This window comes from Caulobacter sp. RHG1, from assembly GCF_013181195.1.
Lineage (GTDB): Bacteria > Pseudomonadota > Alphaproteobacteria > Caulobacterales > Caulobacteraceae > Caulobacter.
In genome coordinates, this window is sequence record NZ_SMZP01000008.1 from 98,367 (window position 1) to 121,169 (window position 22,803).

Sequence of the window (22,803 nt, forward strand, 5' to 3'; positions counted from 1 at the left end):
CTATCACGGAAATGGCGCCGCCCACAAAACCTCCATGGCAGGCGCCGAGCCAAGAGCGCTGCGGTGACAATTTACCCCACGCCATGTTTAAGCAAGGCGCAAAGTTTTCAGGTCAAGATGATAGCGCAGAGGCTATCGACCTGAAGGACGAAGATTTGGCGACCAGAGACGCCCAACGCCTTAAGGTTGTCGAATCTCTCCAAGGGTTCGGCGACAAGGCCGAAGCCGCTTTTGACCTCGCTGCAGAGGCCGCACGCCGCGCGGTCGGCGCAGACGCGGGGGTTGTTTCCTTGCTTTGCGATCAACAGGTCTGGTTCAAAGGGTCTTCAAACGGGGCCAGGACATCGCTTCCGCTTGGCGAGGCCCTCTGCAGCCTGGTTGTAGAGGCTAGCGCGCCCATCTTCTTGTGCGCAGTTCAGGGCGCGCGCCAGGCAGGGCGCGGGCCGGTGGGCGCCTATGCCGGCGTTCCGATCTGGGTCCAAGGGTTTGTCGTCGGCGCGATCGCGGTGACGTGGGATCGGCCACAAACCTTCGATGCTTCCTTAGGGGAGACCCTTGAACTCTACGCGGCGATGGTCGCCGAACGTTTCGAGAGCCGCCGGGAAAAGGTGTTTCTCAACAAGCTATTTGACGCCGCGTCGGACGCGGTGGTGATCGTCGATGAAAATCAGACGATCACGCAGTGGAACAGCGCGGCCGAGGCGATGCTGGGCTATAGCGCCCGTGAAGCGCTCGGGCAGCCGCTCGCCATGATTATCCCACCCGCCATGCGCGCTCATCACGATCGGGGTTTCGAACGGGTGCGACACGGGGCGCGGCCAACGATGCAAGGCGCGGTCGACGTCCCGGTTCTGAGGCGGGACGGCTCGGAGTTCCCGGCCAGTCTGGCGCTGTCGATTTGGCAAGACCGGGGACGCACAAGCGTCGGCGCCATCATCCGCGACATATCCGAGCGCGAAGCCCTGGCCCAGGCGCGCAGCGCCAGCGAGGCCAAGACGCGCTTCCTGGCCAATATGAGCCATGAGATCCGCACACCGCTCAACGGCATTATCGGCCTGGCCGACGTTCTATCTCGCACGCGGCTCGACGAGGACCAGCTCGATCTCCTGCGCTCGATGCGCGGCGCAGCCAGGACCCTGGAGGCGCTGCTGGCGGACGTCCTTGATCTGGCAAGGCTTGAAGAGGGGGCGCTCCGGCTCCTGAGCGAGCCGTTCGACCTGACCGAGACGCTCCGCGAGCTGGTCAATCTGCATCGCCCCGCCGCCGAAGCCAAAGGCCTTGACCTGCGCGTTGACGCGCCTTCAGCGCCGGCCTGGGTCTGCGGGGACGGGGCGCGCCTGCGCCAAGTCTTAGGCAACCTCCTCAGCAATAGCGTCAAGTTCACCGCCAAAGGCGCGATCGTGCTTTGCGCCCGCCCCGAGCAGCACGGATGGCGGTTCGAGGTCATCGACACCGGCATCGGCTTCGATGATGAGGCACGGCGCAGGATCTTCGACCGCTTCACACAGGCCGACGACTCGATCACCCGGCGGTTTGGAGGATCCGGTCTTGGCTTGTCGATCTGCCTTGAATTGGTGCGCGCCATGGGCGGCGAACTGGAAGTGTCGTCGGCAGTCGGCGAAGGATCGCGCTTCGTCTTCCAACTGCCACTAGAGCAAACGCTCGCGCCAGAGCTTCCCGAAAATGACCCGAGCCTGATCGATCGCAGCGCCAAAGTTCTGCTGGCGGAGGACCATCCCGTCAACCGCAAGGTTGTCGAGATGATCCTAGCGGAAGTGGGCGTTGACGTGGTGTCCGTAGCCGATGGGCGCCAAGCGGTCGCTGCGTTCGCTAGCGAGCCGTTTGATTTGGTGTTGATGGACATGCAGATGCCGGTGCTCGACGGCCTCACCGCAACACGCGAGATCCGGGCGCTGGAGCGCGGTGCAGGGCGCAGAGCCTGCCCGATTATCATGCTGACCGCCAACGTGTTGCCCGAACACGTACGCGCCGCGTTCGAAGCCGGCGCCGATCGCCATTTGCCAAAGCCTATTGAAGCTCAATCCCTCTTGATGGCCATCGACGAGAGTATCTCGGGATACGACGCCGAGGCGGCTCGCTAAGCCAAGGCGACGCCCATGGGAGGGTCTAGCAGCCGAGCCTGCTGGCTCCGAGAAAAGACCCAAGAGCGGTTGATCGATGGCACAAGCGGTGCGATAGCCAGAGCGGGTGTCCGATCATGAGGGTCGGTCAGGTTCTTTCGTTGGTCGGGCCGCCAGCGCGAGGATCTGTGCATGCGCGTTGACGCCCGAAAACCTTCTGTTCTTCGCGAATTCCTTGAAAGCGGCGCGGCTGGCGGTCTGCTGCTGATGGCGGCGGCGATCCTGGCGCTGTTCATCGCCAACTCGCCCCTGGCCGAGGGCTATTTCGCCGCCCTGCACGTCCCCATCGCCGGTCTTGATCTGCTTCATTGGATCAATGACGGCTTGATGGCGATTTTCTTCCTGTTCGTGGGTTTGGAAATCAAGCGCGAGTTCTTGGATGGCCAGCTCTCGACCTGGGCAAACCGAGCCCTACCTTGCATCGCCGCCGCCGGCGGCGTCATCGTCCCTGGCCTGATCTATGCGGCCTTGAATGCCGCCAGCCCCGCCACGCTGCGCGGCTGGGCGATCCCGACCGCCACCGACATCGCCTTTGCGCTCGGCGTCTTGTCACTGCTGGGATCGCGCGTGCCCACCAGCCTGAAGGTCTTCCTGGCGACCCTGGCCATCGTCGATGATCTCGTCGCAGTGCTTGTCATCGCGGTGTTCTACACCTCGGAAATCAACCTTGCAGCCCTTATGGGCGCGGCCATAGTCGCTCTGTCGTTGGTGAGCCTCAATCGCCTCAAGATCACACGGCTGGCTCCTTATCTGACACTGGGCGTAGCCCTGTGGGCGCTGGTCCTGCTGTCAGGCGTCCACGCCACGATCGCTGGCGTAGTCTTGGCGCTCACCATCCCGTTGCATGCGTCCAAGGGCGCGCCCGACGACGCCCATTCCCCCCTTCATCGGCTAGAGCATGCCCTGTCGCCCTGGGCAGCGTTTGTCATCGTGCCCGTCTTTGGATTCGCCAACGCGGGGGTCTCGTTCGCGGGCATGGCGCCCTCGGTGATTGCCGAACCGGTCACCCTTGGCGTTGCCGCAGGGCTGTTCATCGGCAAGCAAGTGGGGGTTTTCGGAGCGTCCTGGCTGGCGATCCGCTTTGGGGTGGCGCGCCTCCCTGTCGCGGCGTCTTGGGCCCAGCTCTATGGAGTCAGCCTCTTGTGCGGCATTGGCTTCACTATGAGCCTCTTCATTGGCCTCCTGGCCTTCGCTGACCCGGCGCTGCAGAACGAGGTCAAGGTCGGTGTGCTGGTCGGGTCGCTCGTCTCCGCCCTTGCCGGCGCAGCCCTCCTCAGCGTCGCCAAGCGACGCTCCCCTGCCCTTCCCCCTTTCCCTCCCGGCGTGTCGTAGCCAACCGCTTAAGTCGCGACGTTCACAGTCAAAGTGGAGGTGGCAGGTGCGCCCATCTGAAGTGCATGACGATCGTCATCTCGGGGCCATGATCCGGGCTAGGCGCAAAGCGGCGGGCATGTCTCAGACCGTGCTCGCCAAGGCTCTCGGCGTAACGTTCCAGCAGGTTCAAAAGTACGAAAGCGGAACGAGCCGGGTCACAGTGCACAGGCTCTTCGAGATCGCCGCGCAGCTGCGGTGCGATCCCTGCTCGTTCATCGTTGGCGCCCAGAACCCCGACCACGACGCTGCGCCATCCGACCTGGTCAGCGGCTTTCTCGCCAGCCGCGAGGGCATCGAGTTGGTCAAGCTGTACATGGAGGCGTCGCCGACTGTTAGAACGCGACTGCTGTCGCTCATCCGCGCCGTCGCGACTGAGGCGCCATGATGAACGAGCGACCTCCTCCTGAACGGGGGGCCTGCGCCTCACCCAGCATGAGGTCCTGTGACGTAGCAGGAGCTGATCGTCTGCGGGCGCGCCTCACCATGGTTGGAACAGAGTTTTTGATGTCTCTTAGCTTTCAACCTGGCGGGGCAAGCCAAGAACCCAGCTGGACGCGGCAAGAGTGGTGCCCGACTTGGGCCGCAGCCATGGAAATTGTGGAGTGCGAGGTAAAATGCCGCCCGACCGCCATCCTATCGATCGATGATCGAACTTGAGAGGGGTCTGGCTGATGCGTTGATGTGGCGCTGACGCGACTGCTCCCCCCTCGCCGGGCTGTTTTCGAACGCCGCCAGTATTGGCGAAGCCTCACAGCCTCCAGCGTTCCAGAACCTGACCCGCAAACTGTAAGCCCGTCGTCGTCGCCGCAACACCATGACGATTGACGTTGAAAAAGCGCGAGGGTGGCGGCATCAAATAGAGGCGGTGCTAAAGGAGCACGCGGCTTGGCCAGGCGTTGGCCTGGCAAGCCAAATGTCAGGATCCACGGGATGGGTTTATGGCGGAAATAGAGGTCTATCCCGAGAAATTCGGCTGGTGCGTCCATCCCAAGGGGGCGTTCCCTATGGCAAGGCTTCCCACGATCGAACAGGCGATATGCCGCGCTCAATGGATCGCGGCCTCAACGCCAATCGGGGCGCCAGAGCCGCGGATCCTGCTCCTCCCGTCAAAGCACCGAGCCGCATATGAGAGGCTTCACGGGACATCTGACAGCGTGGCGTCGCCCATCTAGGGCAAGCTATAGCGGCGGAAGGAGGATGTTCCTCTTCCGCCCCATAGATCAGAAGCGCTTTGCCGCGCCGATCCGCCCCGTCGTCGAGGTCAGCCCACCAGCCTTCTCTCCGCCGATGTCGAGATCGAGCGTCCATCCAGAGCCCATCTCTGCGCCAGCGCCGAATTCAAAGTTGACCCGCTCGCCCTTCCAGCCGACGCCGGCGAGTTCGTACACGGCGCCTTCCAGCCAGTCGGCGTAGCGGATCCGCTGCGGGTCGATACCGGCAAACTCACGGTCGTATTCGAGCCGCAGCCGCGGGGTAAGGACCAGCTCGCCGATCTTGTAGCTGAGGCCCAGCCGTCCGCCGACAACACCAATGCGAGACCGAAGATCGCGCTGGTCGAAGGCCAGGCTGTAGATGTCCGAACCGTTCTCGGCATAGGCCTTGAGCTTGCCGTCGAGGCTCTTGGCGCGGAGATAAACCGACCAAAGCGCCCTGCGGGTTTGGCCGTCATAGCCTGCAGTCAGGGCCCGAAGCGCAGCGTCGCATCGCGGCTGCCCAGGGCGACGTCCCAGGTTGCGACGACTGTACGACGGGTGCCGAACGTCAGGTCTCCGATGCCAACCACGGCGTCGATGAACGCGCCGGCGAGGGTGGAAGCTAGCGTAGCTCGCCGCCGTCCAGCCCTTGGCTTCGACGCGCCCCAGGCCTTGACCCAGCTTGCTGACGTCAGAGGCGTAGCCGCCACTCAGGCCCACGGTCAGGGTCGTCGAGACGCGCACGTCCGCGCCGCCGCTCACGCCGGAGGTCTGGACGCTGACCGCGACGGAGCGGACGCGGCCTGTGAAATACGTGACAAGGTCAGGTCGAAGGCGATCTTCATCACGGGCTCATGAGAACCGTCGACGCTAACCGGATCGAGGACAACACCCAGCCGCCGTCCTGTTCAAGCCCATGGCAGAGGCCGAACTGGCGCGGACAATCCGCGCCCTACTCGCCGAGCGTCCTTAAAACCAAGCGCCGAGGTTCGATACGACGCTCGGCAAACGGGAATGCCGCTTCAAAAACTCAATCCCGGCGACCATTTGACACATGGATGCGGGGCGCATGCTACCGCCTAATCGGCTCAGCTTAAGCAACGCTGCGAGGTTTGCTGTGGCCCGCCGAAACGAGATATCGCTAACCGACAGTTTCCTGGCGAGCGCCCTCAACAAGGCCGCGATTGTCGCCAGCACGAACGTCAAGGGCGACATCATCCATTGCAACGATCTGTTCTGCGAAATCAGCGGTTACAGTCGAGACGAGCTGATGAAGGCAAATCACCGGATCCTTAATTCGGGCATTCATGACCAGGCGTTTTTCGTCGAGATGTATCGCACGATCGCGCGGGGGCGCTGCTGGTCCGGCACCATTTGCAATCGATCCAAGTCGGGTGAGCTCTACTGGGTCGACACGACGATCGTCCCGCAGTGTGACCAACGTGGTCGCCCCGTCAGCTACGTGTCGATCCGGTTCGACGTAACCGAACACATCAAAGCCTTATCCGCGCTGGCTGAGGCACGAGGTCGCGCCGAGGCCGCTGCCCAAGCCAAGGACCGCTTTCTGGCCAAGGTGAGCCATGAACTCCGAACCCCGTTGACCGGCATCATCGGCATCACCGATCTCCTTGAGCGCACCGCGCTAAGTGACGAACAGCGTCAATACGCCGCCTCGATCGCCGACGCGTCCGGGACGCTGCAGGCCCTGGTCAACGATGTGCTTGACCTCTCCAGCCTGGAGGCCGGCGGGGTGAAGATCTTGCCAGCGCCGACCGATCTGGCAGCGCTGGTGACCTCGACGAGCGCGTTGATGAAACCACGCGCCGACGAGAAGGCCCTGAATTTGATTGTGGAGACACGGGGACTTGCGCCGACCGTCTCCGTCGACGCCCTGCGCCTTCGGCAGGTGATGACAAATCTTTTGGCCAACGCCGTAAAATTCAGCGACGCGGGCTTCGTCGCTATAGAAGTCGCGTGGGAGGGTGACATCTTGTCGTGCTCCGTGCGCGACAGTGGCCCTGGGTTCTCGATCGAAGACAAGGACCGCCTGTTCAAACCGTTTGAGCAGGGTGTCGATACCCGCGATCGCACGTTCGGTGGAGCGGGCCTTGGACTGGCCATAAGTTCGGACTTGGTCTTGGCGATGGGCGGTCGGCTCGAGGCCGAAAGCGCCCTGGGCGAGGGCGCACGCTTTTTCTTCGCCATCCCCGCGCCAGCGTGCGCGCAACCTACCATGACCGATCGTCCCACGGCGGCGCCTGTGTTCGACGCCGGACTTTCGGTGCTCGTGGCCGAGGATAATCCAACCATCCGTTTGCTGTTGAGCCGCATCCTGGAAGCCGCCGCGTGCCAGGTGACGCTCGCGGCGAACGGCGAAGAGGCGGTCGAAGCAGCTCGCGCCCAACACTTCGATCTCTGCCTAATGGATCTTCGCATGCCGAAAATGGACGGTTTCGCTGCCGCCAGGGCGATAAGAGGGCTGCCCGAGTGCGCGAACCTGCCCATCTTCGCCGTGTCCGCAGACCTGATGGACGGCCGTGAAACCGTCGAGAGCACCGGGGATTTCAGCGGCTTCCTGTCCAAGCCGCTTCGGCCCGACCTCATCTTGGAGATGATCAGTTCGGCGCGCCCACGCGCGGCCTGGCCGCGCGGGCGCGTCGAGCGCGCCTCCCTCCCCTCTCGCAAGCGTCAGAGCTAGCGCCAGATTCTCGGCGAGGCGACACACGGCCCAAAGCGCCCTCCAAGAGGCCTTCGGCGCGGAGCTGGAACGGTTCGCCCGTCGGGCCGACGATTAACTCGTTCAGCTCGACGACGGCTTCCGCGCTAAGCCAGTGAGGTTCGCTCACTCAGCCAGTTTGGCGAGGATCTTGGGATAGCGACGCGAAATCTCCGCGTGGAAAGCCTTCACGTCGACCTTGGCGCCAGTTGGGGCGTGCGGGGTGCTTCACCACCGGCGCCGTTTCGGACCCAAGCAGGGCGGACATAGGACGGACTTTCAACAGCGTCCCGTTGACGCCTTCGTCAAACGTGATGGTTAGTCCCTACGGCGTCAATGTCATGTTGATGAAGCACACGTCGTGACGCAGGCCCACGACGTTCGAAGCCGAGCGTACTTCGTGAGAATGCCAACGACGCGGGCTCCCCGTATGCCGCGCACGATGCCCGAACTAGGCTGAGCGCCTATGTGCACACGTTGTGTCGCTAGTGGCAGGTGGGCTCCGGGAAATGCTCCGCCAGATACGCACGGATGATCTCAGCGCCTTTGCGCCAGAGGGCGTCAGCCGCGTCGATGTCGGCGGCGGCGTCCATCTCCCGCGTCACCCGCTCGACCATTCGCCCCAAGTCACGACAGGCTGAACCTGTTCCCAGGTGAGCCGACCGGCTTTCAGGTCGTCGCGGATCATCATGATCCGCCCCAGCAGCAGATCCGCTTCGTCCTCGAGATGATGCATGACCATCAGGCTTTCCCGGCAAACCGCCCTCGCTCAATCCGTCGCCAGAGGAACAGTTTCAAGCTGCCGCCTCGATTGAGCTCGACACCCAGCCCCAGCGCGAGCGCTAGCGCGCGCCCGGCCCGCAGGACCGTTCTCAAAACGGCGCACAATTGCTATCCTGGGTCGAGTGATTTGTAGCTTACGGATCCAGCGCTATGGCCGAGACCGTGCGTCACGCTCTGATGGATGGCCGGGTTCAGGTCTATCGCCGCGCCGGCAGCCCGTTGTGGCAATGCTCTTGTTCGGTGGCCGGGCGGCAGCGGCGTCGGACCACAGGCGAGGAGAGCCTCGCACGCGCAAAAGACGTCGCTCAGGACTGGTATCTGGGCCTGCTTGGCAAATACCGCGCTGGCGAACTTAGGGCCGGCAAGACTTTCGCCGAAGCCGCCGACCGCTTCATCGATGAGTTCGAGGTCATCACCCGCGGCGAACGCAGCCCGATCTATGTGAACGGTCATCGTGCGCGGATCGCCAATCACTTGGGACCATTCTTTGGCGGGACGGTCTTGAGCGACATCACGGCCGGCATGGTCCAGGACTATCGCATCCATCGCATGCGGCAGCTGCGCGATGGGAAGCCGCCATCCGCCAGCACGCTCCACCAGGAGATCGTTTGCCTCCGACAGGTTTTGAAGTCTGCTAACCGCCGTCGGTGGTTAGAGCACCTGCCCGATCTCTCAACGCCCTTTCGTCGTTCGACAAAGATTGCGCATCGCGCCTGGTTGGCGCCGGATGACTACAAGCGCCTCTACAATGAGACCCGCACCAGGGCCCGGGATGAAGATGGCAAGGCGCGCACCGCCAAGGATTTGCATGACTACGTGCTCTTGATGGTCAACACCGGACTGCGCCCCGACGAGGCCGCAAAGCTGGAGTTTCGCGATGTCGCCATCGGCCAGGAAGGCGGCCAGCAGCTCCTCGAGATCGCGGTTCGAGGAAAACGCGGCGTGGGCTGGTGCAAGAGCATGCCCGGCGCTGTCGTTCCGTTTCAGCGCTTGCAGGACCGTCACGACGGCCCGTCCACCGACCGGCTCTTTCCAGACTCTCTGCGCAATCCCCTGAACGCGGCGCTGAACTTTCTCGACCTGAAATTTGACCGCGAAGGCCGACGCAGAACCGCCTACAGCTTGCGCCACACCTATATCAGCATGCGCCTGATCGAAGGTGCCGACATCTATCAGGTCGCCAAGAACTGCCGCACCAGCGTCGAGATGATCGAAACCTTCTATGCAGCCCACATCAAGGATGTGATCGATGCCGGCGCAGTCAACGTCCGCAAGGTGCGCGGCGCCACTGAAAAACCGGCGCACAGGCCGACGCGAAAGGCTCGACGCCCAGCGCCTAGCCGACTATAGCTCGCGTCGGTTTTAAGCGGGCGTGGCGGAACTGGTAGACGCAACGGACTTAAGCCAAGGATTGAGTGCGCTCGGGGAAATCCGGGACGTAGAACCGCTCAAATTCGGGGAACCCTGTCAAATGGCGATCCCGAGCCAAGCCCCTTTTGGGGAAGGTGTAGAGACTAGACGGGCGGCGCCTAAACCTCGTTACGAGGCATGGCGAAGGGATAGTCCAGACCACGAACGCGGCCTAGCCGCGGCGGCGAAAGCCGAAGTGGTATGAAAATCCGTCAGCCGAAAGGCTATGCCGGTTCGATTCCGGCCGCCCGCACCACCGGATTAGGTCCGGGACAACGCCGCGACAGCAACGGTTCGAAACACCCGCTGGAAGCTCGTCGACACGCTGCTCTGCCAGCCAGCGCCGCTCAGCGTTCGCTCGCAGACCTTAGAAGCGCGGCCGGCTCCACACCAAGCGCCAACGCTAACCGCTCGATGTTGTCGAGTGAGAGGTTGCGTTCGGCGCGCTCGATCGAGCCCACATAGGTCCGGTGCAGATCAGCGCGCTCAGCCAATTCTTCTTGGCTCTTCCCAGCTGCGCGTCGCAGGCGCCGCACGTTCTCGGCGACTACTAGGCGAAGGTTCGAAGGAGGCGCTTTCATGCGCCCAGATCGGACGCCTGATGACCATGAGTCGACAGACTATGAGTAGCATTGTAAGTGATGACTATAGGTAGCATCACAAGGCAAAGCGATGACGTCAGTCGGATCGAAGACCGCCGCGGCCCTGGCGGCACACCCTCCCGCCGAAAGCGCGCGCCAGCCCCGGGGACCGGCTGGCGACCGATGTCGGCGCTCGCCCCCGCTATCTCCTAGACGCGCGCAGCTCGACAGAACCTTCGCTATTGCTCTGAAAGCGGCGATCCGGAGCGGTGGCGAGTCTTGCTATCAGCTCTACGGCGCCCTTCGCGCCGCCGGATACAAAGTCCCCTACACAAGCCTCTATGCCTGGCGACGCGGTGACGATCATCCGCGCCATGTAGAAAGCCTCCGGGCCCTCAAGTTCATTGAACGCCGCTACGACCTACCGGCAGGTCAGCTGAAGAGCCTCATCCCCCACCAAGGCAGAGCCTGCGCAGGCCTCCGGCCTGTGGGGCTGAACCCAAATGAGCGCAGGCGCCTAGCCTGGCATCTGCCAGATGATTTCAACGAGCGCTCTCTAAGCCAGCAAGCCGAGATCGTTGAGTGGGCGCGATCGGTGATCCTGACAGGATCTACGGCCTATCGCCGATATCAGAGCGCAGCCCAGAAACATCCCTTTGCGATCGGCTTCTCGCCTGAGGCGCTCGAGACGTCAGAGACCTACCAGCCCTCCGCTTCGTCCCGCACGGTCCAGGCCAAAGCGCCGCAATTCCACCGGGTCCCCGCTCCTGCGACCCTCGATCGAGAAATGGCGGCCCTCCTGCGCTTTAAGGCCGCCAGGATCACGCCGCTTGGCTATCGCCGCGTCGGCGTTTGGGGCGCCCAGACACGGCAACAGAAAGCCGCGCATCTAGGACTCCTCTTCGGAGCGCTGTCGGCCTCTCCATCCAGCCCGACTGGCGGCCTTGGTGTCCCAACAGCGCACCTGACCTTTGCCCTGCTCGCCTTCCCGAAAGTCTGGAACTGGTACATCGACTGGCGCATGCATCGGCGGGGCTTTCACACCCGCTGGGAGGCCGACATGCTGTGCATGGGCGTGTCGCTCCTTCGCCGTGAGACAGGCTGGCTGCGTCAGTCCCCGGCGCTATCTGGACACCTAAAGCCGATCCCCGGCTTGCTGACAGAGCATGAGATAGAGCGCGCCCAATGCGACTGGCAGGCCGCATGCGATGAGGGTTACGGCTATGCCAGCGCCTGGCGCAAAGACATCAAGCGTGTCGCCCGGGTGCACCGCGACACCTTCGAGCCCATCATGCCGGTGCTTGAGGCCGAAAGCCCTGTCGGTGTCTACAGCCTGATCGCCGATGAAGTCGACCGCCGCACGCCCGACCCTCGGCGCTATCCGCTCGCGGCGGCGGAGGCCGTCCGAAGCCTTCTGATGCTGAGGATAGGGCTGCACACGGGCCTCCGACAGCGCAACCTTCGCGAGCTGGGGGTGCGTCGGCGAGACGAAACACCGACACCGCTGCGAAAGCTGGAGGCGGTTGGCCGAGGCGAACTGCACTGGGATGCGGGCCGCCAAGGCTGGATGATTACGATCCCAGCCGCGGCATTCAAAAACGCGACCTCGTCATACTTCTCGGATCAGCCTTACAGGCTCCTGCTTCCCAACGTCCGAGAGCTTTACGGCCGCATCGATGCCTATCTGGCCGTGCACCGCCCCGTACTTCTGTTCAACGCAGACGATCCAGGCACCTTCTTCGTCAAAACGGCGCGTTATCCCCATCTGCGGCACGCCAGCTATTGCCAGACGTCATTCTATGAAGCTTGGCGTCACACCATCGAGCGCTATGGGGTCTTCAATCCCTATACAGGCCGAGGCGCGATCAAAGGCCTCCTCCCTCACGGTCCGCATAACGTCCGCGATGTGCTAGCCACCCACATTCTGAAGCGGACCGGTTCATACGAGCAGGCCGGCTACGCGATCCAGGACACGGCAGAAACCGTAGCGCGCTACTACGCTCGCTTCCTTCCCAACGACAAAGCCGCTGTCGCCGCGCGGATCCTCGATGAAGTTTGGGCGGCGGCGTGAGCGCGCCCCGTCTGTCACCGCGCCGCGCGCCGCCTTTTGGCGCAAGTCGCGCTTGGCGATCACACTCCCTGCGCGCGATGCCAGCGCCAAGCCGATCCCAGGATCGTATCCAGATCACGCGTGGCCCTCCATCCGAGCTCGGCCTGCGCCTTGGCGCTATTGGCAACCAGCACCGGCGCATCGCCGTCGCGGCGCGGCGCCACGTCGACCGGCAGCGGTCGCCCCGTCACGCGCTCGACGCCCTGGATCAACTCGCGCACGGTCGTGCCGGCGCCCGTCCCCAAATTGTAGGCCGTCGATCCGCCGCCCGCCAAAAGTCGGCGCAGCGCCAGGATGTGGGCGTCAGCCAAGTCCAGTACGTGGACGTAGTCACGCAGCGCTGTGCCATCTCGGGTGTCGTAGTCCTCGCCGAAGATCGTGAAGCGATCTCGCCGGCCGAGCGCGACCTGCAGGGCCAGAGGGATGGCGTGGGTTTCCGGCTCGTGCCACTCGCCAATGCGCCCCTCCAGATCGGCGCCGGCGGCGTTGAAGTAGCGCAGCACCGTGCTCCGGAACCCGACATAGCGGTCGTAGTCGGCCAACAGTTGCTCGACCATCAGCTTGGTGCGTCCATAGGGGTTCAATGGCTGCTGCGGGTGCATCTCGTCCATCGGCAGAAACACAGGGTCGCCAAAGGTCGCGCAGGTCGACGAAAGCACCAGCGCGTTTACTCCCGCGCGTCGCGCAGCTTCGATCAGCGTGATCGTACCGCTGACATTGGTTCGGAAGAATGGGCCCGGGTCGCGCGTGGATTCCCCGACCTCAATGCGAGCGGCAAAATGCAGCACCGCCACCGGTCGATGCGTGCTGAAGACCTCGTCCAGCCTAACGCCGTCGTTGATGTCCCCGACCTCCAGCGGCCCCCACTGGACGTGTTCGCGATGGCCGTTGGAGAAATCGTCGAATGCGACGGGGGTGAACCCCGCGTGGGACAACGCCAAACATGCGTGCGCGCCCAAATACCCGGCGCCGCCGGTCACCAGCACAGTTGGCATCGAATCCTCATTCCTGTGCGCACCATAGCGCCAAGGCTTGGCAGGAATCGGACCTATTCTCGCCGCCTAGCTTGGCTTTTGTATCATCTGAGGGCGCAGCCCTTGAATTCTCGCTGCGTAAGCTCCTTTTACCCAGTCCTCGTCCGGCGCAGCATGCCGAACGAACTCGATGGAGCCTGTAATGGCTGACAGCTTCGAAACTCGCACGCCTAACTACGTCGACCTACACGTGGGCGGCCGTGTCCGTATACGCCGCAAAATGATCGACTTGAGCCAGGAACAACTCGCCGACGCGATCGGGCTCACTTTCCAACAGGTTCAGAAGTACGAGCGGGGCGCCAACCGGATCAGCGCGTCGAAACTGTACGAGATCGCCAGGACGCTGCAGGTCCCTGTGTCGTTCTTCTTCGACGGCCTCGCCGATCCCGTCACAACAGAGCCCACTGAGGTGATCGAAAAGGCGCGAGCCAGCGAGCGGATTGTCTCGGAGTTTCTCAGCACGCCAGAAGGAATGGAACTGGCGGAACTGTTCCCCAAGATCGACCGAGGCCCTTTGCGGCGACAGATCGTCGACCTGGTACGCGCCATGGGCGTTAGCGAGACTTAAGGGCGGACTGCCGTTCGTCGCTCCAGCTATTTGGAAGCGAGCGATTCCACCCTTCCGCCCTGACAACCATTGAACCTCTTACATTTCCAGACCAGCCACCCGCCTTTCCAAGCGACATTCTCCGGGAATATCTAGTCCGCATAAGGACTTTACTCTCTGATTTCCGGAGCTGCCGACAGCGGTCGAGTCGAGCGAGAAGGGCGGCTCAGCGCGCTTAGGCTTGCCGTTCACGGTAGCCCGCGGCTAACACGGCCAGGTACGCCGCATCGCCTTCCAGGCCATAGAACGCATACGGGTTTAAGAACTGGCGCCCCCAGAAAAGCCGGCGATCCACCTGGCCCAGATTGGCCTCTGCGCAGACGGCGCCCCAGTGATCTCCGATAGCGCGGATCAATCGCTCTACAATCGCTCGGGCGTCTGCGTCGTCCAACTGAAAATGCCGAGCAGCCCCCAAGCACACCCGGATCTGGCTGGCGCGGTCTGTCCCATCGATCAGCATGGCCTGGCTAGCCTCTTCGCCCGCGCGTGCTTGCGGGCAGATATCATAGGCCGCAGTCAGGGCTAGGTGATGCCCATCCCAGAACGCGGCGTGGTTGCGCGCGTGATCATCGACATTCCCGACCAGGACGTTGAAACAGATACGAGCGAAAAGCTCGTGCAGGGCGGCGCGAACGTTAGAAAAGCGAAAGCGGATGATCTCCGCCAAATCCTGATAGCTGGCATAGCGCGCCTGCATCTCGTCGAGGCCCAGGATCGTCAAGGCAGAGACCATCGCCTTGCGCCGCCAGCCATCCGGAGCGTCTTGCCGGTCAAACCGGCGGACTAGCAGCACGTCCTTGCCCGAAGCCCGCTCAAGCCGGACAGGCGCGACCTCCAGGCCAGCCAACGCGGCCAGGCGCATGGCGATGTACTCGCCCTTGACTACGCTGAAGGTGTCGACGCTGCTCGAGAACTTGGCGATGTAGCGCGCGTGTTCGTCAGCGATCAACGCCTTGGGGCGAGCGCCGCCGATCGAGCTACCGTGATGCAGCGCCTGATCCAGCTCCGGGGTCAGGGGAATGTTCCGCTCGACGCGTTCGGCCGACGCCAGAAGCTCCTCCAGCGACGCCTGTCCGCCGCCGCGGGGAGCGTAGATCTTGGCTGACGCCTGGAAGTCGAGCGCCCCGATGCGGTCCGACCCGGATTCCAGAAGATAGGTAAGCTCGTCCAGTTCTTGGCCGCTGATCGCATCGCCCTTCAACCCGAGCGTACGGTTCAAGATGACCCGTCGCCCCCAAGCATCGGGCGCGCCGTCTCGGATCGCGCTCGCCATCTGAAGGCCGAACGGCGGGGCGATCACCCCGCTCCCAAGCGGCAGTTCAGGCAAATAAAGCGCGATGGCGTCCGCCCGCTCGCGATAACTTTTGCCGTACACGAAGTCGATCCGACCGCCACGGTCGACCAGCTGCCCGGCCACAACGGGTTGGGTGTGCTCCGGCAGCCAGGTCCAAACATAGGCCGAGCGCGGCGCAGCTGGCTTACGATCGGGGGAGGCCTTAGAAGTCATCGTCGATCACGCTGGACTTGGCCCGGGCATATTTCGGCATGAGGACGAGACGCTTACCGGCCTCGTCCAGGCGCGCTGTCAGGGCAGGCAGGCCTTCCTCGAACAAGGGCAGGCCCAGCAGCGCGAAAGCCTCAAAGGCGATACCCAGCTCCACCTTCGGATCACCCGCCTCTAGGCGCTGCACCGTCCCGCGAGAAACCCCTAGGCGATCGGCCAACTCCTGCGCGGTCATCCGCCGCTCCTTGCGAGCAAGCTGGATCGTGCGCCCCATAAAGGTGGCGGCGGCAAGGGTATATCGGGCGTAGCTTTGCTTTTTTGAGGCAGGCATGATCGATACATAGCACATATTGTGCCGATATGATCGCTCCATCGATCAGACTTCAGTTTTTCACCGCAACTTTCGCGCCCGCTATGTGGTATATACGTAGAGGACCGGCGCCTGCGCGTCGCCATCGACACCGGCGAGATGGAAGCGAACTGGAACGCAGCCCAAGCCGCACCACCGATCGGCCCCTTCCCCGCCGAGAGCAAACGTAACGATTTCGTGGATTAGGCGCTCGCCTTGTGGTCGGACGAAGCGCCATCCGCCGGGTGATCCACGGCGTCGCGATTTGCCAGTTGCAGCCCCGCAACGGCTCCTGTATCGAACGCCCTCCCCCGCCGACGTGATTTGCGTCGACGCCCGGATGGCCCGGTGGCGGAGTGGTGACGCAGCGGATTGCAAATCCGTGCACCCCGGTTCGATTCCGGGACATGTCGCCGCGCAAGACATTTATAAGCTGGGGAAGCTCGTCAATGCTGGTCGTGCGGATGATCTTGCCGAGCGTCGTGATCCGATCGTCGTCGCGCTTGGCCTGGACGACCTTCGAACCGTTCTCCTGACACCGCATCGAGCGGAACTTGAAGATCGTAAAGGCCTGACCGTTCAGCCCGCCGCGGGATTGCCGGAACAACACCGGACCGGGCGACTCGAGCTTGATCAGAATAGCGACGAGAGCGAGGAGCGGCGCGAAGAACAGCAAAGCGCCGCCCGCGACCAGAATATCCATCGCTCGTTTTAGCGGATCCTTGGCGACCGGCGACGCTTTCACGGCGCAGGTTCGCTGATCCGCTGACGGATTAGTTGCAATCAGCACGTGGTCCCCACCAGTGTTATGTATCCGGGTCTTTGCCCGATGATTTAACAAGCCTTTACTAAATCAGCGTTCTGCAAACAACCGCCCTCAGTGGTTGTTAACCAACCTTTCTTCGCGGCGCGGCGATTCCTGCGCGTTCAAGTGACATTCTCAGCCCTAATGACGGGCGCCCGGGTGAATAATGACGACTTCAGCACGCTAAATCAGCGAGCACCGGCGCGTCCGACTGTGACGGAATGCACACGGTAAACGCTGCCGCGCCTCACTGAACCGTCATATGCGTCGCAAGAATATGCGACAGGGTCTTTGCGCCCCCGCTCTTGAATGTCCCCAATACTCGGTAAACGGGAGCTGGCCGATAAGGACTGCGCGCATTGGCGAGCGGCCGATCCAGTAATGGCCGGGAACTGGTCGGCTCTGTCGGCGCCCCACAGAGGACTTAGGGCCAGCCCCCAGCGCGCTGCGAAGCGGCTTCCGCCCAGCTTCGGCCGATGTCGCTCGCGCGCCAGCGGACCTGCAGCCGGTTCCCCGCGAAGCCGCTCCTCCGCTTGCACCCCCGGTCTCGCCGACGGGCGTCGGGTTTCAGACGCGCCTTTTGCGTCCGCAACCCAACGACCGAAGGAGATCACAATGTCCAACGCAGCGGACCGGCTATCGCCCAGGATCTTTGTCGCTTGCCTGGCGGCCTACAATGCCGGCCGCCTTCACGGGGCGTGGATCGACGTCGAGGACGAAGAGACGGTCAAAGACGCCATCACGGCCATGCTGAGCGTGTCTCCAATCGCTGGCGCGGAAGAGTTCGCCATCCATGATCATGACGGCTTTGGCGGCGTGACCATCGGCGAGTACGAGGACATCGGGCGGGTCGTCGAAATCGCATCGTTTCTTCGCGAGCGCGGCCAGCTTGGCGCACTGGTGCTCGATCATCTCGGCGGGAACATCGACGAGGCGAGCGAGGCGCTCGACGACGGGTACCGAGGCGCGTTCGAATGTCTCGCTGACTACTTTCAGGAACTGACTGAGGAAACGGTCATGATCCCGGAGCCCCTCCGCCTCTATATCGACTACGAAGCCATGGCGCGGGACGCGGAGCTGAGCGGCGAGGTGTTCACGCTCCGGACGGCTCACGACAAGGTCCACGTTTTTTGGGCGCGATGAGGCGAAGGCGCTCAGAACAGGCCTTTGAATTCAGGATTACTGTAGTAGCGGACCTTGCGCGCCAGCGCCGGGTTCGCGCCCGGTCGAAGTAGGATCAGCGACCCGCTATCGATCCGCATGACCTCGTCGGGCGTGACCAGATCCCGCCGCGCGAGATTGACGTTGGTTGAGCTGCCATGCGTGGAGAAGAGCTTGTTGACGGCCTGCGTCGTTGACTGGCCGCTCGTGCTGTAGGTTTCGGTCGCGACACCCATCAACCGCGAGACCCAGGTCGCCGTGTCGATGTCGGCGACATTGAACACCTGAATGACCCGAGCATTGGCCAGGAAGGTCCCGGCGTGATCGCCATAGGCGCTCTTGAGCTGGTGAAGATCCTGCAGGATCGCCCAGATCTGCACGCCGTATCCGGCCATCAGCCCGAACGCCCGCTCGACCGGCTCCAGGTGTCCGAGCGCGGCGAACTCATCGAGCATGAGCAGTACGTCAGGACCGTCGCGCTCCGCGCCCACTGGTCCGCGCGCCAAGGCCCCGATCGTCTGCACCACCATCAGCCGCAGCCAGCGCGCATGGGTTCGAAGACGCTCAGGCGGCAAGACCAGGAACACACTCACGAGCCCGGCCCGTAGCTCGCTCAACGAAAAGCCCGACCGCTCCAAGACCCGCGCCATGCGCGGACTATCGAGGAAGTGCGTGTGCCGCTGCGCCGCGGACAACACGCCCGCGGCCTCGCGATCGCTCTTGCCGCGATGACGGTTTGCCGCGCGCGCGACCAGACCGCCGGCCGCGCCGCTGTCCTGCATTGCCTTCAGCATCTTGGCGAAGGCGTCTGGCGCGGCGGTGAGAAGATCCCGCACCGTGGTCAGGCTACGAAGGTAGTCGGGCGCCGTCGTCACGACATGAAGGATGACGCCGGAAATCAGCGCCTTGGCCTCCTCGTTCCAATGGGCCTCGCCAACTTGGTTCGGCGGGTCATAAACCAGCGCCTCTGCGATCGCGGCGACGTCGTCGACCAGGTCGAGACTATCGGGGTCCAGCGCCGACAGCGGATTGAACGCCGCGCACGGCTGACCCGACACGTCGAATGGGTCGAGCACGAAGACCGGCCCCATCCGCGCGCGCGCCGCCGCCGTGATGCGCGTGTTCTCTCCCTTAGGATCCACACAGAGAACCGAACGCCTCAGAGTGAGGAGATTGGGAATGATCGTCCCGACGCCTTTACCCGCTTGCGACGGCGCGATGGTCAGCAAGTGCGCCGGGCCGTCGTAGCGAAGCAGCTTGCCGCGCATCGAACGGCCGACGATCAGGCCCTCGTCGCCGCCAAGCGTCCGGGAGATCTCGTCCTCGCGACTGAACCGCGCCGACCCATGCGCATCGGAGACAGCGCCATCGGGCCACCAGCGCCGCCACCGTAGAAAACCGACCAGGCCGCCGAGCAGGCTCGTGACGACCAGAACCAGAATGCTCACACCAGACCCAACCGGCCCGACCGCGACGATGACGGTGAGCACGAAGCCGCCGATCAGCCGCCCCACGAAAAGACCGATCAAGATCGCGCCAATCATGGTGGCCGTGCGGATCATCTCGCCGCCCCGCGCATTAGCCGATCGCGCTCCGCATCGGCCTCAAAGACATGCCGTCCGCGATGCCGCCACCGCGCGAGCACGTCGGCGCGGCCGGCGTCTTGAAGCTGATCGGCAAGTTCGAGCAGCCCGCCCAGCAGAGCCGCGCGGTCGTCGTCGGTAAGATCGACGAGGCCGGCCTTGGTGACGAGGCCGCCAAGTTCGATCAGGTGATGTGTGCGCTCACGGCGCTGCACGACCCAGGCTCTCGTATCGAGGCGCGCGGCGACGGCTTCAGCCCGTCGCGCCAGCGCCAGGGTCTTGGCCAGCGCCCGCAGCGTCGCTAGCAGGCGCCGACGCCAGCTTGCGGCCGGCGCCCTTGCGAAAGAAGGCCTCGCCCTCCGACTTCCAGGCCTCCCGCGACTTGGCGTCCTTGGAGGCCTTCGCCGTCAGAAGCGCGCCGGCCAAAACCTCCGGGTCGAGTTCGTCCGCGCCAGTGGCGATGACGAGTTCGCCGAGCTGTTTGATCTTCTGGCTTTTGAGGTGTTTCGCCTTCGCCGCCAGAGCCTCCAGCTCGGCGTCGATGTCGCGGGGTTTGCGCATAGCTCAAGGCCTCCTGCGATGGAGCCCACCCCGAGCACATAAATACCAAAGGTTGTGATGATCGCGCAAGACGTTTAAAGTGCCCGCGTGCAGCAAGTCAGGCCGATCTGCGATCGGAGTGCGCGCTTATACGTCGTGCCGACGTCCCCGACGGGTCGGTGCGCGAAGGAGTGAAGCTGAAGGAACGCCCCGATGGCGATCTATCACTTCTCAGCCAAGGTCATCAGCCGCGCCAACGGCTCCAGCGCGGTGGCCGCCGCCGCGTACCGCTCCGCCTCCCGCCTGCATGACGAGCGCCTGGACCGAGCGCACGACTTCACGAACAAGACCGGCGTCGTCCATTCGGAGATCCTGGCGCCCAACGCGGCGGCCCGAGAGGCCTGGCCCGACCAGGCGCGTTTGTGGAACGCGGTCGAGGCCGGCGAGAAGCGCAAGGACGCCCAGCTGGCGCGTGAGGTGGAGTTCTCGATCCCGCGCGAGATGGATCAGGCCCAGGGCGTCGCGTTGGCTCGCGACTTCGTGCAGCGCGAGTTTGTCGATCGCGGCATGGTCGCCGACCTCAATGTGCATTGGGACATGGCCGAGGACGGCAGTCCCAAACCGCACGCCCACGTCATGCTGACCATGCGCGAGGTGGCGCAGGACAAGGATGGCGCGACGCGGTTCGGCGGCAAGGTCCGCGACTGGAACAGCACCGAGCTTTTGACCCATTGGCGCGGCGCCTGGAGCGAGCACGTCAACGAGCACTTGGCCCAACTGGGCATCGAGGCGCGGATCGATCACCGCTCGTTCAAAGATCAGGGCATCGACCTGGAGCCACAGGACAAGATCGGCCCGGCCGGCTCGCGGCGCGACGATCGCGGGGAGAGCGCGCAGCGCGCCCAGGACCATCGCGAGATCGCCCGGCGCAACGGCGAGCGGATCATCGCCGAGCCAAGGATCGCCCTCTCGGCGATCACCCACCAGCAGGCGACGTTCACCGACCACGACCTAGCCCGGTTCGCCCATCGCCACAGCGACGGCAAGGACCAGTTCGACCAAGTCAGAAGCGCGATAAAGACCTCGCCCGAACTCGTCGCCTTGGGACGTGACGGCCAGGGCCGCGAGCGGTTCACCAGCCGCGAGATGCTCGACGTCGAGCGGCGGCTGGAGCGGTCGGCGGAAGGCATGGCCCAGCGGCGCGACCATGGCGTCAGCGCTGGTCGGCAGGACGCCGCCTTGGCCAAGAGCGCGGCGGCGGGCCTGACGCTGTCCGAGGAGCAGCGCGACGCCTTCGCCCATGTCACAGGCCGCGAGCGATTGAGCTTGGTCGTCGGCTACGCCGGCAGCGGCAAGAGCGCCATGCTCGGCGTCGCAAAGGAGGCTTGGGAAGCGCAGGGCTATCGGGTCCAGGGCGCGGCGCTATCGGGCATCGCCGCCGAGAACCTGGAGGGCGGATCAGCCATCCCTTCGCGCACGCTAGCCAGTTTGGAATATGGCTGGGCACGCGGTCGCGATCAGCTGTCGTCCAGCGACGTGCTGGTGATCGACGAGGCGGGCCTCGTCGGCTCACGGCAGATGCAGCGGGTGCTGGATCACGCCGAGCAGGCCGGGGCCAAGGTGGTGATGGTCGGCGACGCCGAACAGCTCCAGGCCATCGAAGCCGGCGCTGCGTTCCGCGCTCTGACCGAACGACATGGCGCGGCCGAGATCAGCCAGATCCGCCGCCAGCGCGAGGACTGGCAACGGCAGGCCACGCGGCATCTGGCGACCGGACGCACGGACCAAGCCCTAGCTGCCTATGAGGCGGCCGGCATGGTCCACGGCCATGACAGCAAGGACGCGGCGCGCGGCGCCGTGATCGACGGCTGGGCCAGCGAACGCCAAGCCGATCCGCAGGCGTCGCGGATGATGCTGGCCTACACCCGCGAGGATGTCGGCGCGCTCAATACGCTGGCCCGAGAGCGCATGAAGGCCGACGGCGAGCTTGGACCAGATCAGGCCGTGAAGACCACACGCGGCATGCGTGACTTCGCCGCCCAGGACCGGGTGATGTTCCTGCGCAACGAGCGCTCGCTTGGCGTGAAGAACGGCACGCTGGGAACGGTGGAAACCTTCGGCCAGGGCGCCATGGGCGTGCGGCTCGACGATGGGCGGCGCATCAGCGTCGATCTGAAGACCTACAACGACTTGGATCACGGCTACGCGGCGACCATCCATAAGTCCCAGGGCGTCACCGTCGATCGCACCCATGTGCTGGCCAGCGGCCACATGGACCGGCATGCGGCCTATGTGGCGCTCAGCCGGCACCGCGACGGGGTCGCGCTGCACTACAGCCGCCAGGACTTCCCCGAACGGCGCGACCTCGTGAGGACCTTGGGTCGCGATCGGCCCAAGGAGATGGCGCTCGATTATCCCAAGACATTCGCGGCGCGGCGGTCGATCGACGGCCCGGCCGATGGCGCCGGACGCGGCCGGTTCGCCGGGTTCAATCCGAAGCCGGCGCAGACCAAGACCCCCGACATCGCCAAAGACGACCGGGCCGCCCATCGCGCCATTCGCGGCTACGCGGCGGCGGTGATGGATGTGCAGCGCATGCGGCAGGCCGGCTTGCCGATGCTGGAGCACCAGAAGCAGGGCCTGGAGCGCGGCGCCCAGGCGGTGGCGGGTCTGTGGCCCGGCGCGGCCAAGCACCTGGCCAGCGTGGTCGAGAACAACCCCGCGCTGCTGACGGCGGCGGCCCAAGGCCGTACCGGGCCGGCTCTCGCGGCGATGAAGATGGAACGGCTGGCGCCCGACAAGGCGCGCGGCGCGCCAGCCCAGGATTTGAAGAAGGGCATGGACCATGATCGTGGGCGCGGCCCTGGAGACGAGCCCAGCAAGAACCGTGATCGCGGTTGGGAAAGGTAAAG

General features: G+C 64.2%; 17 protein-coding genes, 1 tRNA gene and 2 pseudogenes. 10 read left to right on the forward strand and 10 right to left on the reverse strand.

Going from position 1 to position 22,803, the window contains the following annotated elements:
- Positions 1 to 83 precede the first annotated feature (83 nt).
- From E1H18_RS20775 to E1H18_RS20785, 3 genes are all read left to right on the forward strand, one after another.
- A complete protein-coding gene (locus tag E1H18_RS20775) occupies positions 84 to 2,102 on the forward strand; it encodes an ATP-binding protein (protein WP_172272112.1) in 2,019 nt (672 codons plus the stop codon).
- Positions 2,103 to 2,273: 171 nt separating this feature from the next.
- The gene (nhaA, locus tag E1H18_RS20780; RefSeq protein ID WP_172272115.1) at positions 2,274 to 3,473 is read left to right on the forward strand and encodes a Na+/H+ antiporter NhaA; all 1,200 of its coding nucleotides are present in this window, start codon (positions 2,274 to 2,276) and stop codon (positions 3,471 to 3,473) included.
- A 118-nt stretch (positions 3,474 to 3,591) separates the two neighbouring features.
- Positions 3,592 to 3,900, forward strand: a complete 309-nt coding sequence (locus E1H18_RS20785; protein ID WP_172272117.1) for a transcriptional regulator — start codon at positions 3,592 to 3,594, stop codon at positions 3,898 to 3,900.
- Between the two features lie 835 nt (positions 3,901 to 4,735).
- On the opposite strand, the pseudogene E1H18_RS20790 reads toward E1H18_RS20785, so the two are convergent.
- Positions 4,736 to 5,485, reverse strand: a pseudogene (locus tag E1H18_RS20790) (autotransporter outer membrane beta-barrel domain-containing protein); the annotation flags it as partial.
- 340 nt (positions 5,486 to 5,825) lie between these two features.
- Here E1H18_RS20790 and E1H18_RS20795 point away from each other — a divergent pair.
- Positions 5,826 to 7,406, forward strand: coding sequence for a PAS domain-containing hybrid sensor histidine kinase/response regulator (locus E1H18_RS20795; RefSeq protein ID WP_172272121.1), 1,581 nt, complete (start codon positions 5,826 to 5,828; stop codon positions 7,404 to 7,406).
- Between the two features lie 619 nt (positions 7,407 to 8,025).
- Here E1H18_RS20795 and E1H18_RS20800 read toward each other — a convergent pair.
- Positions 8,026 to 8,166, reverse strand: coding sequence for a hypothetical protein (locus tag E1H18_RS20800; protein WP_172272123.1), 141 nt, complete (start codon positions 8,164 to 8,166; stop codon positions 8,026 to 8,028).
- Positions 8,167 to 8,357: 191 nt separating this feature from the next.
- On the opposite strand from E1H18_RS20800, the gene E1H18_RS20805 reads away from it, so the two are divergent.
- Positions 8,358 to 9,557, forward strand: coding sequence for a site-specific integrase (locus tag E1H18_RS20805; RefSeq protein ID WP_172272125.1), 1,200 nt, complete (start codon positions 8,358 to 8,360; stop codon positions 9,555 to 9,557).
- Between the two features lie 407 nt (positions 9,558 to 9,964).
- Here the strand turns inward: E1H18_RS20805 and E1H18_RS20810 are convergent, their stop codons facing one another.
- Positions 9,965 to 10,198 carry a helix-turn-helix domain-containing protein gene (locus E1H18_RS20810; RefSeq protein ID WP_172272127.1) on the reverse strand — a complete coding sequence of 78 codons (234 nt, stop codon included), beginning with the start codon at positions 10,196 to 10,198 and terminating at the stop codon, positions 9,965 to 9,967.
- Positions 10,199 to 10,793: 595 nt separating this feature from the next.
- Here E1H18_RS20810 and E1H18_RS26915 point away from each other — a divergent pair.
- Complete coding sequence (locus E1H18_RS26915) at positions 10,794 to 12,269, forward strand: hypothetical protein (protein ID WP_194248125.1); 1,476 nt, start codon at positions 10,794 to 10,796, stop codon at positions 12,267 to 12,269.
- A 59-nt stretch (positions 12,270 to 12,328) separates the two neighbouring features.
- Here E1H18_RS26915 and galE read toward each other — a convergent pair whose 3' ends face one another.
- The gene (gene galE, locus E1H18_RS20820) at positions 12,329 to 13,303 is read right to left on the reverse strand and encodes a UDP-glucose 4-epimerase GalE (RefSeq protein ID WP_172272129.1); all 975 of its coding nucleotides are present in this window, start codon (positions 13,301 to 13,303) and stop codon (positions 12,329 to 12,331) included.
- A gap of 181 nt (positions 13,304 to 13,484) precedes the next feature.
- Here galE and E1H18_RS20825 point away from each other — a divergent pair, with 181 nt between their 5' ends.
- Entirely contained in the window at positions 13,485 to 13,910 is a 426-nt protein-coding gene (locus E1H18_RS20825) for a helix-turn-helix domain-containing protein (RefSeq protein ID WP_172272131.1), read from the forward strand.
- A gap of 214 nt (positions 13,911 to 14,124) precedes the next feature.
- On the opposite strand, the gene E1H18_RS20830 is transcribed toward E1H18_RS20825, so the two are convergent.
- Together E1H18_RS20830 and E1H18_RS20835 are read right to left on the reverse strand one after the other, a co-directional pair.
- Positions 14,125 to 15,456, reverse strand: coding sequence for a type II toxin-antitoxin system HipA family toxin (locus tag E1H18_RS20830; RefSeq protein WP_172272133.1), 1,332 nt, complete (start codon positions 15,454 to 15,456; stop codon positions 14,125 to 14,127).
- Positions 15,446 to 15,784 carry a helix-turn-helix transcriptional regulator gene (locus tag E1H18_RS20835; protein ID WP_206679108.1) on the reverse strand — a complete coding sequence of 113 codons (339 nt, stop codon included), beginning with the start codon at positions 15,782 to 15,784 and terminating at the stop codon, positions 15,446 to 15,448. Before E1H18_RS20835 ends, E1H18_RS20830 begins: the two co-directional genes overlap by 11 nt.
- A 360-nt stretch (positions 15,785 to 16,144) precedes the next feature.
- Here E1H18_RS20835 and E1H18_RS20840 point away from each other — a divergent pair.
- Positions 16,145 to 16,218: transfer RNA gene (locus E1H18_RS20840), tRNA-Cys, on the forward strand.
- On the opposite strand, the pseudogene E1H18_RS20845 reads toward E1H18_RS20840, so the two are convergent.
- A pseudogene (locus E1H18_RS20845) lies at positions 16,206 to 16,592 on the reverse strand (sugar transferase); the annotation flags it as partial. The gene E1H18_RS20840 and the pseudogene E1H18_RS20845 sit on opposite strands and share 13 nt — an antisense overlap.
- A 630-nt stretch (positions 16,593 to 17,222) precedes the next feature.
- Between E1H18_RS20845 and E1H18_RS20850 the strand changes: the two are divergent.
- Positions 17,223 to 17,750, forward strand: coding sequence for an antirestriction protein ArdA (locus tag E1H18_RS20850; RefSeq protein ID WP_172272139.1), 528 nt, complete (start codon positions 17,223 to 17,225; stop codon positions 17,748 to 17,750).
- A gap of 11 nt (positions 17,751 to 17,761) precedes the next feature.
- Here the strand turns inward: E1H18_RS20850 and E1H18_RS20855 are convergent, their stop codons facing one another.
- Genes E1H18_RS20855 through E1H18_RS20865 form a run of 3 tightly spaced genes read right to left on the reverse strand, consistent with a single transcriptional unit; the run spans position 17,762 to position 19,912 of the window.
- Complete coding sequence (locus E1H18_RS20855; protein WP_172272142.1) at positions 17,762 to 19,330, reverse strand: type IV secretory system conjugative DNA transfer family protein; 1,569 nt, start codon at positions 19,328 to 19,330, stop codon at positions 17,762 to 17,764.
- Entirely contained in the window at positions 19,327 to 19,566 is a 240-nt protein-coding gene (locus E1H18_RS26920) for a conjugal transfer protein TraD (protein ID WP_172272145.1), read from the reverse strand. Before E1H18_RS26920 ends, E1H18_RS20855 begins: the two co-directional genes overlap by 4 nt.
- Before the next feature lie 37 nt (positions 19,567 to 19,603).
- A complete protein-coding gene (locus E1H18_RS20865) occupies positions 19,604 to 19,912 on the reverse strand; it encodes a conjugal transfer protein TraD (RefSeq protein ID WP_172272148.1) in 309 nt (102 codons plus the stop codon).
- A 192-nt stretch (positions 19,913 to 20,104) separates the two neighbouring features.
- Between E1H18_RS20865 and traA the strand changes: the two genes are divergently transcribed.
- Positions 20,105 to 22,801, forward strand: a complete 2,697-nt coding sequence (traA, locus tag E1H18_RS20870; RefSeq protein ID WP_172272151.1) for a Ti-type conjugative transfer relaxase TraA — start codon at positions 20,105 to 20,107, stop codon at positions 22,799 to 22,801.
- The last annotated feature ends 2 nt before the right edge of the window (positions 22,802 to 22,803 follow it).

Excerpts from the sequence above, each read along its gene's own strand:
- E1H18_RS20855 (WP_172272142.1), bottom strand. The coding sequence starts at position 19,330 with ATGATCCGCACGGCCACCATGATTGGCGCGATCTTGATCGGTCTTTTC.
- galE (WP_172272129.1), bottom strand. The coding sequence starts at position 13,303 with ATGCCAACTGTGCTGGTGACCGGCGGCGCCGGGTATTTGGGCGCGCAC.
- E1H18_RS20805 (WP_172272125.1), top strand. The coding sequence starts at position 8,358 with ATGGCCGAGACCGTGCGTCACGCTCTGATGGATGGCCGGGTTCAGGTC.
- E1H18_RS20835 (WP_206679108.1), bottom strand. The coding sequence starts at position 15,784 with ATGCCTGCCTCAAAAAAGCAAAGCTACGCCCGATATACCCTTGCCGCC.
- E1H18_RS20830 (WP_172272133.1), bottom strand. The coding sequence starts at position 15,456 with ATGACTTCTAAGGCCTCCCCCGATCGTAAGCCAGCTGCGCCGCGCTCG.
- E1H18_RS20785 (WP_172272117.1), top strand. The coding sequence starts at position 3,592 with ATGTCTCAGACCGTGCTCGCCAAGGCTCTCGGCGTAACGTTCCAGCAG.
- E1H18_RS20850 (WP_172272139.1), top strand. The coding sequence starts at position 17,223 with ATGTCCAACGCAGCGGACCGGCTATCGCCCAGGATCTTTGTCGCTTGC.
- E1H18_RS20865 (WP_172272148.1), bottom strand. The coding sequence starts at position 19,912 with ATGCGCAAACCCCGCGACATCGACGCCGAGCTGGAGGCTCTGGCGGCG.
- E1H18_RS20775 (WP_172272112.1), top strand. The coding sequence starts at position 84 with ATGTTTAAGCAAGGCGCAAAGTTTTCAGGTCAAGATGATAGCGCAGAG.
- nhaA (WP_172272115.1), top strand. The coding sequence starts at position 2,274 with ATGCGCGTTGACGCCCGAAAACCTTCTGTTCTTCGCGAATTCCTTGAA.
- E1H18_RS20810 (WP_172272127.1), bottom strand. The coding sequence starts at position 10,198 with ATGAAAGCGCCTCCTTCGAACCTTCGCCTAGTAGTCGCCGAGAACGTG.
- traA (WP_172272151.1), top strand. The coding sequence starts at position 20,105 with ATGGCGATCTATCACTTCTCAGCCAAGGTCATCAGCCGCGCCAACGGC.
- E1H18_RS20800 (WP_172272123.1), bottom strand. The coding sequence starts at position 8,166 with ATGGTCATGCATCATCTCGAGGACGAAGCGGATCTGCTGCTGGGGCGG.
- E1H18_RS20825 (WP_172272131.1), top strand. The coding sequence starts at position 13,485 with ATGGCTGACAGCTTCGAAACTCGCACGCCTAACTACGTCGACCTACAC.